This is a genomic window from Actinoplanes sp. CA-131856, assembly GCF_050956135.1.
Taxonomy (GTDB): domain Bacteria; phylum Actinomycetota; class Actinomycetes; order Mycobacteriales; family Micromonosporaceae; genus Actinoplanes.
Genome location: NZ_CP191849.1, coordinates 8,024,875 through 8,039,162, shown reverse-complemented (window position 1 = coordinate 8,039,162; position 14,288 = coordinate 8,024,875). Strand labels below are relative to the sequence as shown.

The 14,288-nt window shown below is 70.1% G+C and carries 15 protein-coding genes; 11 read left to right on the top strand and 4 right to left on the bottom strand.

Annotated elements, in window-relative coordinates; genetic code table 11:
- Position 1: 1 nt before the first annotated feature.
- Entirely contained in the window at positions 2 to 541 is a 540-nt protein-coding gene (locus ACQP2X_RS36760) for a hypothetical protein (RefSeq protein ID WP_498689849.1), read from the top strand.
- Positions 542 to 810: 269 nt separating this feature from the next.
- Positions 811 to 1,467 (top strand): DUF6082 family protein, encoded by a 657-nt coding sequence (locus ACQP2X_RS36755; RefSeq protein ID WP_498689847.1) that lies wholly within the window; start codon positions 811 to 813, stop codon positions 1,465 to 1,467.
- On the opposite strand, the gene ACQP2X_RS36750 is transcribed toward ACQP2X_RS36755, so the two are convergent.
- Both ACQP2X_RS36750 and ACQP2X_RS36745 read right to left on the bottom strand, forming a co-directional pair.
- Positions 1,459 to 1,677 (bottom strand): DUF397 domain-containing protein, encoded by a 219-nt coding sequence (locus ACQP2X_RS36750; RefSeq protein WP_498689845.1) that lies wholly within the window; start codon positions 1,675 to 1,677, stop codon positions 1,459 to 1,461. The genes ACQP2X_RS36755 and ACQP2X_RS36750 overlap by 9 nt on opposite strands.
- A 179-nt stretch (positions 1,678 to 1,856) precedes the next feature.
- Positions 1,857 to 2,534, bottom strand: a complete 678-nt coding sequence (locus ACQP2X_RS36745) for a SanA/YdcF family protein (RefSeq protein ID WP_498689843.1) — start codon at positions 2,532 to 2,534, stop codon at positions 1,857 to 1,859.
- 38 nt (positions 2,535 to 2,572) lie between these two features.
- Between ACQP2X_RS36745 and ACQP2X_RS36740 the strand changes: the two genes are divergently transcribed.
- Entirely contained in the window at positions 2,573 to 3,289 is a 717-nt protein-coding gene (locus ACQP2X_RS36740) for a GNAT family N-acetyltransferase (RefSeq protein WP_498689841.1), read from the top strand.
- Here the strand turns inward: ACQP2X_RS36740 and ACQP2X_RS36735 are convergent.
- Together ACQP2X_RS36735 and ACQP2X_RS36730 are read right to left on the bottom strand one after the other, a co-directional pair.
- Positions 3,276 to 5,522, bottom strand: a complete 2,247-nt coding sequence (locus tag ACQP2X_RS36735; RefSeq protein ID WP_498689839.1) for an exo-beta-d-1,3/1,6-glucosidase — start codon at positions 5,520 to 5,522, stop codon at positions 3,276 to 3,278. The two genes, ACQP2X_RS36740 and ACQP2X_RS36735, sit on opposite strands and share 14 nt — an antisense overlap.
- A 158-nt stretch (positions 5,523 to 5,680) precedes the next feature.
- Positions 5,681 to 5,914, bottom strand: coding sequence for a hypothetical protein (locus ACQP2X_RS36730; RefSeq protein ID WP_498689837.1), 234 nt, complete (start codon positions 5,912 to 5,914; stop codon positions 5,681 to 5,683).
- A gap of 112 nt (positions 5,915 to 6,026) precedes the next feature.
- On the opposite strand from ACQP2X_RS36730, the gene argC reads away from it, so the two are divergent.
- Genes argC through argH form a run of 8 tightly spaced genes read left to right on the top strand, consistent with a single transcriptional unit; the run spans position 6,027 to position 14,264 of the window.
- Entirely contained in the window at positions 6,027 to 7,028 is a 1,002-nt protein-coding gene (gene argC / locus ACQP2X_RS36725; protein WP_498689836.1) for an N-acetyl-gamma-glutamyl-phosphate reductase, read from the top strand.
- The gene (gene argJ, locus ACQP2X_RS36720) at positions 7,025 to 8,197 is read left to right on the top strand and encodes a bifunctional glutamate N-acetyltransferase/amino-acid acetyltransferase ArgJ (protein ID WP_498689834.1); all 1,173 of its coding nucleotides are present in this window, start codon (positions 7,025 to 7,027) and stop codon (positions 8,195 to 8,197) included. Before argC ends, argJ begins: the two co-directional genes overlap by 4 nt.
- Positions 8,194 to 9,063 carry an acetylglutamate kinase gene (gene argB, locus ACQP2X_RS36715; protein WP_498689831.1) on the top strand — a complete coding sequence of 290 codons (870 nt, stop codon included), beginning with the start codon at positions 8,194 to 8,196 and terminating at the stop codon, positions 9,061 to 9,063. The genes argJ and argB overlap by 4 nt, the downstream gene beginning before the upstream one ends.
- A complete protein-coding gene (locus ACQP2X_RS36710; protein WP_498689829.1) occupies positions 9,060 to 10,208 on the top strand; it encodes an acetylornithine transaminase in 1,149 nt (382 codons plus the stop codon). The genes argB and ACQP2X_RS36710 overlap by 4 nt, the downstream gene beginning before the upstream one ends.
- Entirely contained in the window at positions 10,205 to 11,134 is a 930-nt protein-coding gene (gene argF / locus ACQP2X_RS36705) for an ornithine carbamoyltransferase (RefSeq protein WP_498689826.1), read from the top strand. Before ACQP2X_RS36710 ends, argF begins: the two co-directional genes overlap by 4 nt.
- Positions 11,131 to 11,634 carry an arginine repressor gene (locus ACQP2X_RS36700; RefSeq protein WP_498689825.1) on the top strand — a complete coding sequence of 168 codons (504 nt, stop codon included), beginning with the start codon at positions 11,131 to 11,133 and terminating at the stop codon, positions 11,632 to 11,634. Before argF ends, ACQP2X_RS36700 begins: the two co-directional genes overlap by 4 nt.
- Positions 11,631 to 12,833: an argininosuccinate synthase gene (locus tag ACQP2X_RS36695; protein ID WP_498689823.1), complete on the top strand. Its 1,203-nt coding sequence runs from the start codon at positions 11,631 to 11,633 to the stop codon at positions 12,831 to 12,833. The genes ACQP2X_RS36700 and ACQP2X_RS36695 overlap by 4 nt, the downstream gene beginning before the upstream one ends.
- Before the next feature lie 6 nt (positions 12,834 to 12,839).
- Positions 12,840 to 14,264, top strand: coding sequence for an argininosuccinate lyase (gene argH / locus ACQP2X_RS36690; protein ID WP_498689821.1), 1,425 nt, complete (start codon positions 12,840 to 12,842; stop codon positions 14,262 to 14,264).
- Positions 14,265 to 14,288: the final 24 nt, after the last annotated feature.

Genomic DNA, 14,288 nt, shown 5'->3' with positions numbered 1-14,288 from the left:
GATGAGCGGCCGTTCCTACATGACGGCAACCCGCATGCCGATGCCGGCGGAAAGCTACGAGAGGTGGCTCGACACGCCGTTGCCGAGCCTGGACATCATCGAGAACCCGGCCGCCTTCGAAACGGACTGGGAGTTGACCGCGATAGCCGGTTCACCGGCCGCGGTCGCGCATTACCGGGCGGCCCGGGCGTCTACGCCCCGCAGGTTGCTGGAGGCGCGCGAAGGTCTCGACATCGTCCGGTACAGGGACGGCGCCGTGGAGATCTACCTGTACGACTACCACGGCGACACCTACAGAACGCAGACCGACCTGTTGATGCTGGCCGGCGCCGGCCGCTTCCTGGCCGAGGACACCGCGGTGCTCCATTGGGGAGGCGACGTCCATCCGGGCCTGCCCCTGGACGTGCAGTCACCGCTGGCGGTGCTGCTGACCGGCCCCGGCGGCGCCCGGTTCGTCACCCGCTATCCGATAGACGACCTGATCGGCGCCCTGACTCCGCTCGAGTCCGACTTTCTGGCCGCCGCCGAACAGGCCGGCTGACATGCCTGCCGGCAACCTCACTCGAATGGGTTACGCCGCGAAGATCGAGTCACAACCGGATGCTTGCGCGGAATGCACGTGCAGATGCAATCTGGCAGAATCGATATGGCGACGAGCCGACGGCTGAATTCAAACGGGAATGTCGCTGTCTGCCTTATCGCATTCGGCCATGTTGCAAGATTTCTTACGTGTGCGCAAACGTGAGTGAGTCGTGGGAGGCCTTGTTTCCTCAGACATAATGTCTATAGGGGAACGGACTGGGGGCTCACATGGCGGCTCGAGAACTCCAGGCGGAGGGCGCGCCTGTACGAAGATCGATCAACATTCTTGCTTACGCGCTGGTGCTGCTGATTGCCGCCGTTGTAGCGGCGGGGGTGATCGCATCGCCCGCTGTCATGCGGATGATCTATGTGGAAGATCGGGACTATTCCGCGGTCGCCGACGTCGGCCAGGCGTACGGAGGGGCGGCCGCCGTCATCTCCTGCATCGCGTTGTTCGTCGTCGTGGCCTCGGTGGCCATGCAGTTCGTGCAACTCAAGGGAATGCGCCGGGACGCGTTCATGCAGTTCAACGAAGATCTGGTGCGGCTGGCCATGGAAAATCCCAAGTACCGGCAATGCTGGGGCCCGCGCGTGTCTCCCGACGGTGTCGACGAGGACCTGTTCTACTACTGCGGCAAGGTGATCAAGTCCTGGTCCTGGGCGTACGAGATCAAGAAGATCGACGAGACGCAGGCCCGCGAATACCTCGAGAAGTTCTTCGAGAGCGAGGTGCCGCGGCTCTACTGGCAGCATCACGGAGACTGGCACCGTCGGGGCGGATCGCGGGAGGGGTTCCCGGCGTTCGTGAATGACGAGTACTTTCGGGCGCTCGCCTCGGGCCCACCGAAGCGGACGTTCGAGTCCTTCGCGGCGCCGTCAGCGTGAGAGCCGCAGCTCGCCGCTCTTCAAGCCGTCGACGAAGTTCTGCCACTCGTCCGCGTCGAACGTCAGGACGGTGTCCGGCGTTTTCGAATTGCGAAGAGCGACCTGGTCGCCTGAATTGATAACCGACAATTCAACACAATGCGCTTCGCCGACGCATCGGCTGCTGCGGAGCCATGCGCTGTCGGTGTGATTGGCGATGTCGCGGGTCACCCTGAACTCCTCGGCGGTATTTTGATGATCATGTTACCCGCCAAGATCTTCGGCGTCCTGCACTTCGAGCTGATGGCCTGGATGACGCATCGTCCGTTCGATGTGGACAGATGCGGGAGCGAGCGTACATCATCGCGGTTCCGGCAGCCCTCTATGGGAACGAGTCGCGCCCGATTGCGTCACGAGGCGGCGAGGGCCTCTTCCACCGTTGTCTCGTGGCGGCCCAGGAAGACCGGGTCGCGGTGGGTCACCACGTCGGCCACGGCCTTGACGATGGCGCCCCGTTCGCGGATCACCGAGTTGCGCCACGGCTCTTTGTAGATTTTGACCGAGTCGTCGCCTACGCCGTTCGTAGCTATGCCCTGGGTGCGGCACAGCGCGACCGCCCGGTCCAAGTGATACGTCTGGGTGACGATCGTCGCCGCCGTCACGCCGAAGATGCGCTTGGCCCGCGTGCACGAGTCGTACGTGTCGAAGCCCGCGTAATCGATCGCGATCTGCGACGCCGGCACCCCGTGGGCGATCAGGTAGACCTGCATCGAACCCGGCTCGTCGTACTCCCAGCGGCCGTGGTCGCCCGACACCAGGATGGCCTTCACCTTCCCCGTCTCGTAGAGGCGGCGGGCGATGTCCAGCCGGGCGGCCAGGAACGGCGACGGCGAGCCGTCCGCGTAGACCTCCGCGCCGAGCACGATCGCCACCGGGGCCGCCGGGACGTCCGCCTCGCTGAACACGTGGCCGCGCGCCTCACCCCGTACCCACAACTCGCCGCTCAGCAGGACGGCCACGCCCAGCATGACCACGACGAGGCCGGCGAGGATGCCGCGGCGCAGCCAACGGCGAGTGAGGATCCGCACGAGCACGACTTTGTCAGGCCGGGTCAAGGCAGCATGGCGTGGTGCTCACGCTTGACGATCTCGCCGCCGCGACCGGACACGACCCTCTGATGATCTGGGCCGCCGACCGGCCCACGGCCCGCGTCTTCGCCCGTCCCGGCGCGGTCGCCGTCGCCTGCCCGGATCTCTCCCGGCGTGACCGGTTGGCCGTGCACGGTGATGCCGATGCCGTGGCCGAGTTGCTGCGTGACGTTCTTCCGCTCGTCGGGCCCACGTTCCGGCCGCTCGGGGACGAGTCGCTGCTGACCGCCGTTTCCGAGCGCCTGCCGTCGGTCGCGGTCGCCGGTCGCTTCGGCTGGATGGACACCGCCGAGCCGCCGGCCACTGACGAAAGTCAACGGCCGCATTGGCTGGGGTCCGGCGAGCTGCCCGAGGTCACGGCGCTGCTTGCTTCCGCTTCCCCCGAGTCGTACGCCCGTCCGGGCGGTTCCGGCGTCGCCAGGTGGGCGGGAGTACGGGCTGAGGACGGCACCCTGCTCGCGGTGGCGGCCGACGCGTGGTCGTCGGGCCGGATCGGCTTCCTGGCCGGGGTGGCCACCGCCGCGCACGCCCGGGGCCGCGGGCTGGCGTCGGAACTGTGCGCCTTCGTCACCCGCGAGCTGCTCACCGGCCGCGACCGGGTGGCGCTGTTCGTCGACCACTCGAACAGCGCCGCCCTGGCGACGTACAAGAAACTCGGTTTTGTCCTCCGGCCGATCGCCGCTAGCCGATGGTGAAGCCGGCCCGCAGCAGGTCACGGGTGCGCGAGCTCGGGCCGACCAGCAGCTCGAACTCGCCCGGCTCGACGACGCGCCGTCCGTCCGCGGTGACCAGCGAGCAGGCGCTCGCCGGCAGCTCGATCTCCACCGTGCGGCTCTCGCCGGGCGGGACCGAGACCTGGCGGTACGTCTTGAGCTCGCGCCCGGCCCAGGTGACGCTCGTGACGAGGTCGCTGACGTACACCTGAACCGTCTCGACCGCCGGGCGCCCGCCGGTGTTGGTGAGCGTGACCGTCGCCCGCACCACCCCGTCCGCGGCCACCTGCGGCGTGGTCACGGTGAGATCGCCGTACTCGATCGTGGTGTAGCTCAGACCCTCGCCGAAGGCGAACAGCGGATCCTGGGTCAGATCGGCGTAGCGGTCGCCGTGCTGGCCCCGGATGGTGTTGTAGTAGACCGGCTGCTGGCCGACGTGCCGGGCCACCGACAGCGGAAGCCGCCCGCTCGGCTCGATCAGGCCCAGCACCAGCTCGGCGATGGCCCGCCCGCCCCGCATGCCCGGGTTGAAGGCCTGGATGACGGCGGCCGCGTTCAGGGCCGACTCGGGCAGCACCGACGGCTTCGACTGGACCAGCACGACGATCATCGGGGTCTTGGTGGCCGCGATGGCGTCGAGCAGCGCGATCTGCCCGCCCTGGAGCTCCAGAGTGGCCGTCGACTTGTGCTCGCCGGTCAGGTTGACGGTGTCACCGACCACCACGACCGCGAAGTCGGCCCGGATCGCCTTGTCGCGGGCCACGTCGATGAGGTGCCGGTCGACCGGGGCGGCCTGCGAGATCGGCGGGCGGGGCTGCCCGTCCGGATAGGTCTCGCCCTCGGGGTCGGGCACGAGCCGTTCGATCTCGGCGCCCCGGGCGTGGTCGATGTCCCAGTTGGCCGGGGCGACCGCGCGGAAGCCGTCGAGCACCGTCTCGATCATCTCGCGGGGCTGGCCGTCGGGCAGCCAGTCGATCTGGCCGGAGTCGCCGGCCCAGTCGCCGAGCTGCGCGGACGGGGAGTCGGCGTTCGGGCCGATCACCGCGACGCGGCGGAACTTGGCCGCCGGATCGAGCGGCAGGGTGCCGTCGTTGCGGAGCAGGATCAGCGAGCGGCGGGCCACCTCGAGGTTGAGCTCGGCGTGCTCGGCCGCACCGATCACCAGCTTCTGCCGCTCCTGGTCGGGCGCCCGCGGGTCCTCGAAAAGGCCCAATTCGAACTTCAGGCGCAGGATCCGGCGTACGGCCTCATCGATCTCCGTCTCGGCCAGAAGCCCCCGCTCGACGGCCTCCTGCGCGCCCTCGAAGAAGCCCGGCGTGACCATGACCAGGTCGTTACCGGCGCGGACGGCGACCGCGGCCGCCTCGGCGTAGTCGGCGCAGACCCGCTGCTCCCAGACCATGCGGCCCACGTTGTCCCAGTCCGTGACCAGGGTGCCGGTGAAACCCCATTCTTCCTTGAGTACGTCGTTGAGCAGCCACTTGTTGGCGGTGATGGGCACGCCGTCCATCGACTGGTAGCCCAGCATGAAGACCCGGCACCCCTCGCGGGCGACCCGCTCGAACGGCGGCAGGAACCACGAGCGCAGCTTGCGCGGGCTCAGGTCGGCCTCGCTGGCGTCACGGCCGCCCTGCGTCTCGGAGTAGCCGGCGAAGTGCTTGGCCGTGGCCAGGATCGCGGTCGGGTCGGTCAGGCCGCCGCCCTGATAGCCGCGGATCATCGCCGAGCCGAGCTCGCCGATCAGGAACGGGTCCTCGCCGAAAGTTTCGTCGACCCGGCCCCAGCGGAGATCACGGGTGATGCACAGGACGGGGGAGAAGGTCCAGTGGATGCCGGTGGCCGAGACCTCGACCGCCGTCACCCGGGCCACCCGCTCCAGCAGCTCCGGATCCCAGCTGCCGGCCATCGCGAGCTGGGTTCCGAAGATGGTGGCGCCCGGCCAGAACGAGTGGCCGTGGATGCAGTCCTCGGCCGTGAGCAGCGGGATCTGCAGCCGGGTCTTGGCGACCAGGTCGATGGCCTCCAGCATCTTCGCGGGCGACGTGTGCAGGATCGAGCCGGCGAGCTTCTCGCTGACGATCTCCTTCACGTCGCCGCGGGCGTCCAGCTGGAGCATCTGACCGACCTTCTCGGGCAGGGTCATCCGGCTGAGCAGGTCGTCGACCCGCTGGTCGACGGTGAGGGAGGGATCCCTGTACGGGGGGACGTCGGGCACGCGCGCCTCCGGTCGCTGCGACCGCGGTGGCACGGTCAACGAAACATGAACGATCGGAGTCTGACAGCTCGGAACCGGTTCCGGCAGCCCGGAACGGTTCCGAAACTTTTCTGTCCCCGTCCGACCGCCCCACCGCCACCCTTGACCGGAATGAATGCTCAGTTATCCGGGTCGCTCTCGTCGATGCTCGGAACCTCCAGGCCCGCGGCCTCGATGGCGTCCAGGCGGGCCTCGACGGCCTCCTTCTCGCGCTGCACGAGAACGGCGTACTCGGCCAGGGCGCTCGGGTCCTCGGCGTCCTCGAGCTTGTCGAAGAAGCGCTGGGTGTTGCGGACCGCTTCGGCGTACGCCGCGGCGGTCGCACGGATAGCGATGATCGTCTGGTCAGCCATGGCGCCAGTCTTACCACCGGGCCGGTGGTTTCACTCACTCGCCGGGTAAATGGTGTTGCTCGTCGCTCACGCCCCTTGATACGGTTCTCTGCATATTCATGCGGAGGTTGGTATGGGGATTCGGGTCGCGGTAGCGGGCGCCAGTGGTTACGCCGGGGGTGAGTTGCTGAGGCTTCTCGCCGGGCACCCGGAGTTCGACCTCGTGGCGGCCACCGCTCACACCCAGGCGGGCACTCATGTCACCGCCGTGCACCCGCAGCTGGCCGGGCTCGACCTGACCCTCGGCGCCACCGACGCCGACGGCCTGAGCGGCGCCGACCTGGTCTTTCTGGCCCTGCCGCACGGGCAGTCGGCGGCGCTGGCGGCGCAGTTGCCCGAGACGGTGAAGGTCGTCGACCTCGGTGCCGACTTCCGGCTCCGCGATGCGGCGCCGTGGGAGAAATACTACGGCGGGGCGCATGCCGGCACGTGGACCTACGGGCTGCCCGAGTTGCCGGGTCATCGTGAGCTGATCGCCTCGTCCGACCGGGTCGCCAATACGGGATGTTATGCGGCCACCATCACCCTCGCGCTGGCCCCGCTGATCGCCGCCAGCGTCGCCGACCCGGCCGACGTGGTCGTGGTGGCCAGCTCCGGCACGTCGGGCGCGGGGCGCTCGGCCAAGGTCAACCTGCTGGCCAGCGAGATCATGGGCGACCTGTCGCCGTACAAGGTCGGCGCCCATCAGCATGTGCCCGAGATCAAGCAGGCCTCCGGAGCCACGTCACTGTCGATGACGCCGGTGCTGGCGCCCATGCCCCGGGGCATCCTGGCCACCGTCACCGCGCGCCCGCTGACCGGCGCCGACCCCCGCGAGGTGCTCCAGCAGGCGTATGCCACCGAGCCGTTCGTGCACGTGCTGCCCGCGGGGCAGTGGCCGCACACGGCCGCCACCTCCGGCTCCAACTCGTGCCACCTCCAGGCCACAGTCGACGTCGACTCGGGCCGGATCGTCGTCGTCAGCGCCCTGGACAACCTCGGCAAGGGCGCGGCTGGACAGGCCGTCCAGTGCGCCAACCTCATGTTCGGCCTGCCCGAGACCTCGGGCCTGTCCGTGTTCGGAGTGGCACCGTGACTGTGACCCATCCCCGCGGTTTCCGGGCCAGCGGTGTCGCCGCCGGTCTGAAGGCCAACGGCAACCCCGACGTGGCCCTGGTCGTCAACGACGGCCCCGACTTCACCGCCGCCGGCGTCTTCACCGGCAACCGGGTCAAGGCGGCGCCCGTGCTCTGGAGCCAGCAGGTGCTCAAGGGCGGCATCGTGCGGGCCGTCGTGCTCAACTCGGGCGGGGCCAACGCCTGCACCGGGCCGCAGGGCTTCCAGGACACCCACGCCACCGCCGAGCACACCGCGACGGTGCTCCGCGGCGGCCCGAAACCGCAGCTGATCGGCGCCGGCGACGTGGCGGTCTGCTCGACCGGCCTGATCGGCGAGCTGCTGCCCATGGACAAGCTGCTGCCTGGCGTGAACGCGGCGGCCAGGGCGCTGGCGGCCGACGGCGGGCCGGCCGCGGCCGAGGCGATCATGACCACCGACACGGTGGCGAAGAACTCCGTGGTCGAGCGGGACGGCTGGTCGGTCGGCGGCATCGCCAAGGGCGCCGGCATGCTGGCTCCGGCCCTCGCCACGATGCTCGTGGTGATCACCACCGACGCCTCGGCCAACAACGAGGTGCTCGACGCCGCGCTGCGCGAGGCGACACGGGTGACGTTCGACCGGATCGACGCCGACGGCTGCATGTCGACGAACGACACCGTTCTCCTGCTGGCCAGCGGCGCCTCCGACCGGCAGCCGAGCCAGGAGGAGCTGACGGCGGCGGTCACCGAGGTCTGCCACGACCTGGCCCAGCAGCTCATCGCCGACGCCGAGGGCGCCACCAAGCACATCGCCATCGAGGTCAAGGGCGCGGCCACCGAGGCCGACGCGGTCGAGGTGGGCCGCACGGTCTGCCGCAACAACCTGGTCAAGACGGCGCTGTTCGGCAACGACCCCAACTGGGGGCGCATCCTGGCCGCGGTCGGCACGACGCAGGCGCGCTTCGAGCCCGACCGGGTCGACGTCGCGATCAACGATGTGTGGATCTGCAAGGGCGGGGCGGCCGCCGAGGACCGGTCCAAGGTCGACCTGAGCGGCCGGGACGTCAAGATCACGGTCAACCTGCGCGAGGGCGAGATGGAAGCGACGATCTGGACCACCGATCTCTCGCACGCGTACGTGCACGAGAACTCGGCGTACTCGTCGTGACCACGCCGATCGAGAAGGCCGGCGTCCTGATCGAGGCGCTGCCCTGGCTGGAGCGTTTCCACGGCGCGACGGTCGTCATCAAGTACGGCGGCAACGCGATGATCAACCCGCAGTTGCAGGCGGCGTTCGCGGCCGACATGGTGTTCCTGCGCTATGTCGGGATCAAGCCGGTCGTGGTGCACGGCGGCGGGCCGCAGATCAGCCGGATGCTCGACAAGATGGGCATCGTCAGCGAGTTCCGCGGCGGTCTGCGGGTCACGACCCCGGAGGCCATGGACATCGTGCGCATGGTCCTGGTCGGCCAGGTCGGGCGTGAGCTCGTCGGCATGATCAACCAGCACGGGCCGTTCGCGGTCGGGCTGTCCGGTGAGGACGCCCGCCTGTTCACCGCGGTGCGGCGCGGGACGCTCGTCGACGGCGAGGAGGTCGACCTCGGTCAGGTCGGCGATGTCGATCACGTGGACACCTCGGCGGTGGACGATCTGATCGCGGCCGGCCGCATTCCGGTCATCGCGTCGGTCGCGCCCGACGCGGACGGGGTCGTGCACAACGTCAACGCCGACACGGCGGCGGCGGCGCTGGCCGAGGCGCTGGGCGCCCGCAAGCTGGTCGTGCTGACCGATGTGCCCGGGCTCTACACCAACTGGCCCGACACGTCGTCGCTCACCTCGCGCATCGACGCCGACGCCCTCGAAAAGCTGCTGCCCACCCTGGAGGCCGGCATGGTCCCCAAGATGGAGGCCTGCCTGCGGGCGGTGCGCGGCGGCGTCCCGGCCGCCCACGTCGTCGACGGCCGCGTCGAGCACTCGACGCTGCTGGAAGTTTTCACCTCGGAAGGAATCGGAACCATGGTGGTGCCCTCATGAGCTCGCTCATTGACCGGTGGTCCCAAGCCGGAATGAACAACTACGGAGCTCCGCAGGCGGCCCTGGTCCGAGGCGAGGGCGCGGTCCTCACCGACGAGAACGGCAAGCAGTACGTCGACTTCCTGGGCGGCATCGCCGTCAACGCCCTCGGGCACGCCCACCCGGCCGTGGTCGAGGCCGTCACCCAGCAGGTGCAGCAGCTCGGTCACGTGTCGAACTTCTACGTCGCCGAGCCGCCCGTCGCCCTGGCCGAGCTGCTGCTCGCCCTGGCCGGGCGCTCGGGGCGGGTGCTCTTCACCAACTCCGGGGCCGAGGCCAACGAGGCCGCCTTCAAACTGTCCCGCCTGACCGGCCGCACCCACGTGGTCGCGACACATGGGGCATTCCACGGCCGGACGATGGGGGCGCTGGCGTTGACGGGTCAGCCCTCCAAGGCGGATCCCTTCCGGCCGCTGCCCGGCGACGTGACACACGTGCCCTTCGGGGACCTCGCCGAAATGGGCAAATCCGTAACGTCGGAAACGGCCATGGTCATTCTGGAGCCGATCCAGGGTGAGAACGGCGTGGTGGTCCCACCGGCCGGCTATCTCGCCGGCGTGCGGGAGATCTGCGACAAAACGGGCGCGCTGCTCGTGCTGGACGAGGTGCAGACCGGCATCGGGCGCACCGGCCACTGGTTCCACCACCAGAGCGAGGGCATCGAGCCCGACATCATCACCCTGGCCAAGGGCCTCGGCGGCGGCCTGCCGCTGGGCGCCTGTGTCGCCTTCGGCCGGGCCGCCGAGCTGTTCACCCCCGGGTCGCACGGCACCACGTTCGGCGGCAACCCGATCTCGTGCGCCGCCGGGCTGGCCGTCATCCGCACGATCGCCGGCGAGGGTCTCCTCGACCACGTGAAGCGGGTCGGCGAACAGCTGCGGCGCGGCATCGAAGGCCACCCCGCCGTCAACCATGTCCGTGGCGCCGGCCTGCTGCTCGGCGTCGTCCTGAACGAGCCGATCGCGGCCAAGCTCGCCGCCGACCTCAAGGAAGCTGGTTTCCTGGTGAACGCCCCCGCGCCGGACGTCATCCGGCTCGCCCCTCCGCTGATCATCAGCGTCGAGCAGGCCGACGCCCTCATCGCCGCCCTGGACGGTCTCCGGTGACTCGACACTTCCTGCGCGACGACGACCTCACGCCTGAGGAGCAGGGCGACGTCCTGAACCTCGCGGCCCAGATGAAAGCCGACCGGTTCGCCTACCGGCCGCTGGCCGGGCCGCGGTCGGTCGCCGTCTTCTTCGACAAGGTCAGCCTGCGCACCCGGCTGTCGTTCGAGGCCGGCATCGCCGAGCTGGGCGGCCAGCCGATCATCGTGGACACTCAGGCCACCCACTTCGGCCGTGGCGAGTCGCTGGCCGACGCGGGCCGGGTGGTCGAGCGTTACGTGGCGGCCATGGTCTTCCGTACCACCGGCGACGAGCGGCTCACCGATCTCGCCTCCGGCGTCGACGTGCCGGTGATCAACGCGCTGACCGACGGGTTCCACCCGTGCCAGCTGCTGGCCGACCTGCTCACGATCCGCGAGAAACTGGGCACGACCGAGGGCAAGAAGCTGGCCTACGTCGGTGACGCCGCCAACAACATGGCCCACTCCTACCTTCTGGCCGGGGCGACCGCCGGCATGCACGTCCGGGTGGCCGGGCCGTCCGGGTTCGACCCGTCGCCGGCCGTGGTGGCGCGGGCGGCCGAGATCGCGGCCTGGACCGGCGGCTCGGTCGAGGTGGTCCGCGACCCGTTCGAGGCGGTCGACGGCGTGGACGTGATCGCCACCGACACGTGGACGTCGATGGGCCAGGAGGACGACGGGCGTGACCGGCTCACCCCGTTCTGGCCCTACCAGGTGAACAAAGACCTGCTGGCGGCCGCCGCCGACGGCGCCATCGTGCTGCACTGCCTGCCCGCGCACCGCGGCGAGGAGATCACCGACGACGTCATGGACGGCGCACAGAGCGCCGTGTTCGACCAGGCCGAGAACCGCCTGCACGCGCAGAAGGCGCTGCTGGCCTGGCTGCTGGCGGTGAACGAGCAGTGACCGGGCCGGTGACCAGGGCCGGGAGGCACGCCCGGATCGTCGAGCTGATCAGGGACAAGGCCATCCGCTCGCAGACCGAGCTCGCCGAGCTGCTGGCCGGCGAGGGCGTTCAGGTCACCCAGGCCACCCTCTCGCGCGATCTGGAGGAGCTGGGCGCCGTGAAGGTCAGCGGCGCCTACCTCATCCCCGAGGACGGCAAGCGGCCGCTGCGCGAGACCACCGAACAGGGGCCGGCCCGCCTCCTGCGGCTGCTGAAAGAGCTGCTCACCAGCGTCGACTACAGCGGCAACATCGCCGTGCTGCGCACGCCGCCGGGCGCGGCGCAGTTCCTGGCCAGCGCGCTCGACCGGTCCGGGCTCACCGACGTCGTCGGGACCATCGCCGGCGACGACACGATCTTCGTGGTGGCCCGCGCCGCCGACGGCGGTGAGGCGCTGGCCGAGAAGCTGGCCGTGTGGGCGGGCCACACCACCGACACCCTTGAAAGGAGCACCCGGTGAGCGAACGGGTCGTACTTGCCTACTCCGGGGGGCTCGACACCTCCGTGGCCATTCCCTATCTGGCCGACCAGGTCGGCGGTGAGGTCATCGCGGTGGCCCTCGACGTCGGTCAGGGCGGCGAGGACATGGAGGTCATCCGGCAGCGCGCCCTCGACTGCGGCGCCGCCGAGAGCGTCGTGGTCGACGCCCGCGAGGAGTTCGCGGCCGACTTCTGCCTGCCCGCGCTGCGCGCCAACGCCCTCTACATGGACCGCTACCCGCTGGTCTCGGCGCTGAGCCGCCCGCTGATCGTGCGCCACCTGGTCGAGGCGGCCCGGCAGCACGGCGGGACCGTCGTGTCGCACGGCTGCACCGGCAAGGGCAACGACCAGGTCCGCTTCGAGGTCGGCATCGGCGCCCTCGCCCCCGACCTCAAGGTGATCGCGCCCGCCCGTGACTTCGCGTGGACGCGGGACAAGGCGATCGCGCTGGCCGAGGAGAAGGGCCTGCCGATCGACGTGTCGCACAAGTCGCCGTACTCGATCGACCAGAACCTGTGGGGCCGCGCGGTCGAGACCGGGTTCCTCGAGGACATCTGGAACGCCCCGATCGAGGACATCTATGCGTACACCCAGGACCCGTCGGCCGTCCGCGACCCCGACGAGGTCGTCATCACCTTCGACCAGGGCAACCCGGTCGCCATCGACGGCGAGACCGTCACCCCGCTCCAGGCCGTCACCGAGCTGAACCGGCGCGCCGGCGACCAGGGTGTCGGCCGCCTCGACATGGTCGAGGACCGCCTGGTCGGCATCAAGAGCCGCGAGGTCTACGAGGCGCCGGGCGCCATCGCGCTGATCGCCGCCCACCAGGAGCTCGAGAACGTGACGGTCGAGCGCGACCTGGCCCGCTTCAAGCGCCAGGTCGACCAGCGCTGGGGCGAGCTCGTCTACGACGGCCTCTGGTTCTCGCCGCTCAAGCGCGCGCTCGACGCGTTCATCGAGGACAGCCAGAAGCACGTCACCGGCGAGGTCCGTCTGGTGCTGCACGGCGGCCGGGCCACCGTCACCGGCCGTCGCTCCGAGGCCAGCCTGTACGACTTCGGCATGGCCACCTACGACACGGGCGACACGTTCGACCAGTCCCTGGCCAAGGGTTTCGTGCAGCTCTGGGGCTTGCCGTCACGCATGGCGTCGGCCCGCGACCAGCGTCTGGGAGACTGACACACCGTGACGACCGAGAAGACATCCTTGTGGGGTGGCCGGTTCGCCGGCGGTCCCGCCGACGCCCTGGCCCGCCTGTCGGTGAGCGTGCAGTTCGACTGGCGCCTCGCCCCCTACGACATCGCCGGCTCCCGCGCCCACGCCCGGGTGCTGGCCGCGGCCGGGCTGCTCGACCCCGACGAGCTGGGCCAGATGCTGGCCGCCCTCGACGACCTCGAGGCGGCCTGCGCGTCCGGCGAGTTCCGCCCGACCATCGACGACGAGGACGTGCACACCGCGCTCGAGCGCGGCCTGCTCGAACGGCTCGGCGCCCTCGGCGGCAAGCTGCGGGCCGGCCGCTCCCGCAACGACCAGGTCGCCACCGACCTGCGCCTCTACATGCGCGACCACGCCCGCGGGGTGGCGCAGGCCCTGGTCGAGCTGGCCGACGCGCTCACCGAGCAGGCCGCCAACAACGTCTCCACGGCGGCGCCCGGCATGACCCACGTGCAGCACGCGCAGCCGGTCACCTTCGGCCACTGGCTGCTCGCCCACGTGCAGCCGCTGCTGCGTGACCTCGACCGGATGCGCGACTGGGACGCCCGCACGGCCATCTCGCCCCTGGGCAGCGGGGCCCTGGCCGGCTCGTCGCTGCCGCTCGACCCGGCCGCGGTGGCCAAGGAGCTGGGCTTCACCGCCCCGGCCCCCAACTCGATGGACGCGGTGGCCGACCGCGACTTCGTGGCCGAGTTCCTCTTCATCACGTCGCTGATCGGCGTGCACCTCTCCCGCCTGGGCGAGGAGGTCGTGCTCTGGACGTCGACCGAGTTCGGCTGGGTGGAGCTGGACGACGCCTTCGCCACCGGCTCGTCGATCATGCCGCAGAAGAAGAACGCGGACATCGCCGAACTGGCCCGCGGAAAGAGCGGCCGCCTCATCGGCGGCCTGGTCACGGTGCTGACCATGCTCAAGGGCCTGCCGCTGACGTACGACCGCGACATGCAGGAGGACAAGGAGCCGGTCTTCGACGCCATCGAGACCCTGGAACTCCTGCTGCCCGCCCTGGCCGGCATGATCTCCACCATGACGGTCCGGGTGGACCGCCTGGCCGCGGCCGCGCCCGTCGGCTTCTCGTTGGCCACCGAGGTCGCCGACTGGCTGGTCCGCAAGGGCGTCCCGTTCCGCGACGCCCACGAGATCACCGGCAAGCTGGTCGCCCTCTGCTCGGTCCGCGAGTGCGAGCTGGGCGACCTGACCGACGACGACCTCAAGACGGTCAGCGAACACCTGGACCCGTCCGTCCGCCAGGTCCTCACGGTCGAGTCGGCCCTGGCTTCCCGCACCACCCCCGGGTCCACCGGCCCCGGCCCGGTGGCCGAGCAGCTGGCCCAGGTCCAGCACCACCTGGACACATGGCGAGCGTGGGCCGTGGAAAAGGTCGTCCCCCGCTAACCCTCGGTCTCTTCAGCACGCTGC

Coding starts and splice junctions, on each gene's coding strand:
- ACQP2X_RS36760 (WP_498689849.1), top strand. CDS start 2: ATGAGCGGCCGTTCCTACATGACGGCAACCCGCATGCCGATGCCGGCG.
- ACQP2X_RS36710 (WP_498689829.1), top strand. CDS start 9,060: ATGAGCTCGCTCATTGACCGGTGGTCCCAAGCCGGAATGAACAACTAC.
- argC (WP_498689836.1), top strand. CDS start 6,027: ATGGGGATTCGGGTCGCGGTAGCGGGCGCCAGTGGTTACGCCGGGGGT.
- ACQP2X_RS36755 (WP_498689847.1), top strand. CDS start 811: ATGGCGGCTCGAGAACTCCAGGCGGAGGGCGCGCCTGTACGAAGATCG.
- ACQP2X_RS36730 (WP_498689837.1), bottom strand. CDS start 5,914: ATGGCTGACCAGACGATCATCGCTATCCGTGCGACCGCCGCGGCGTAC.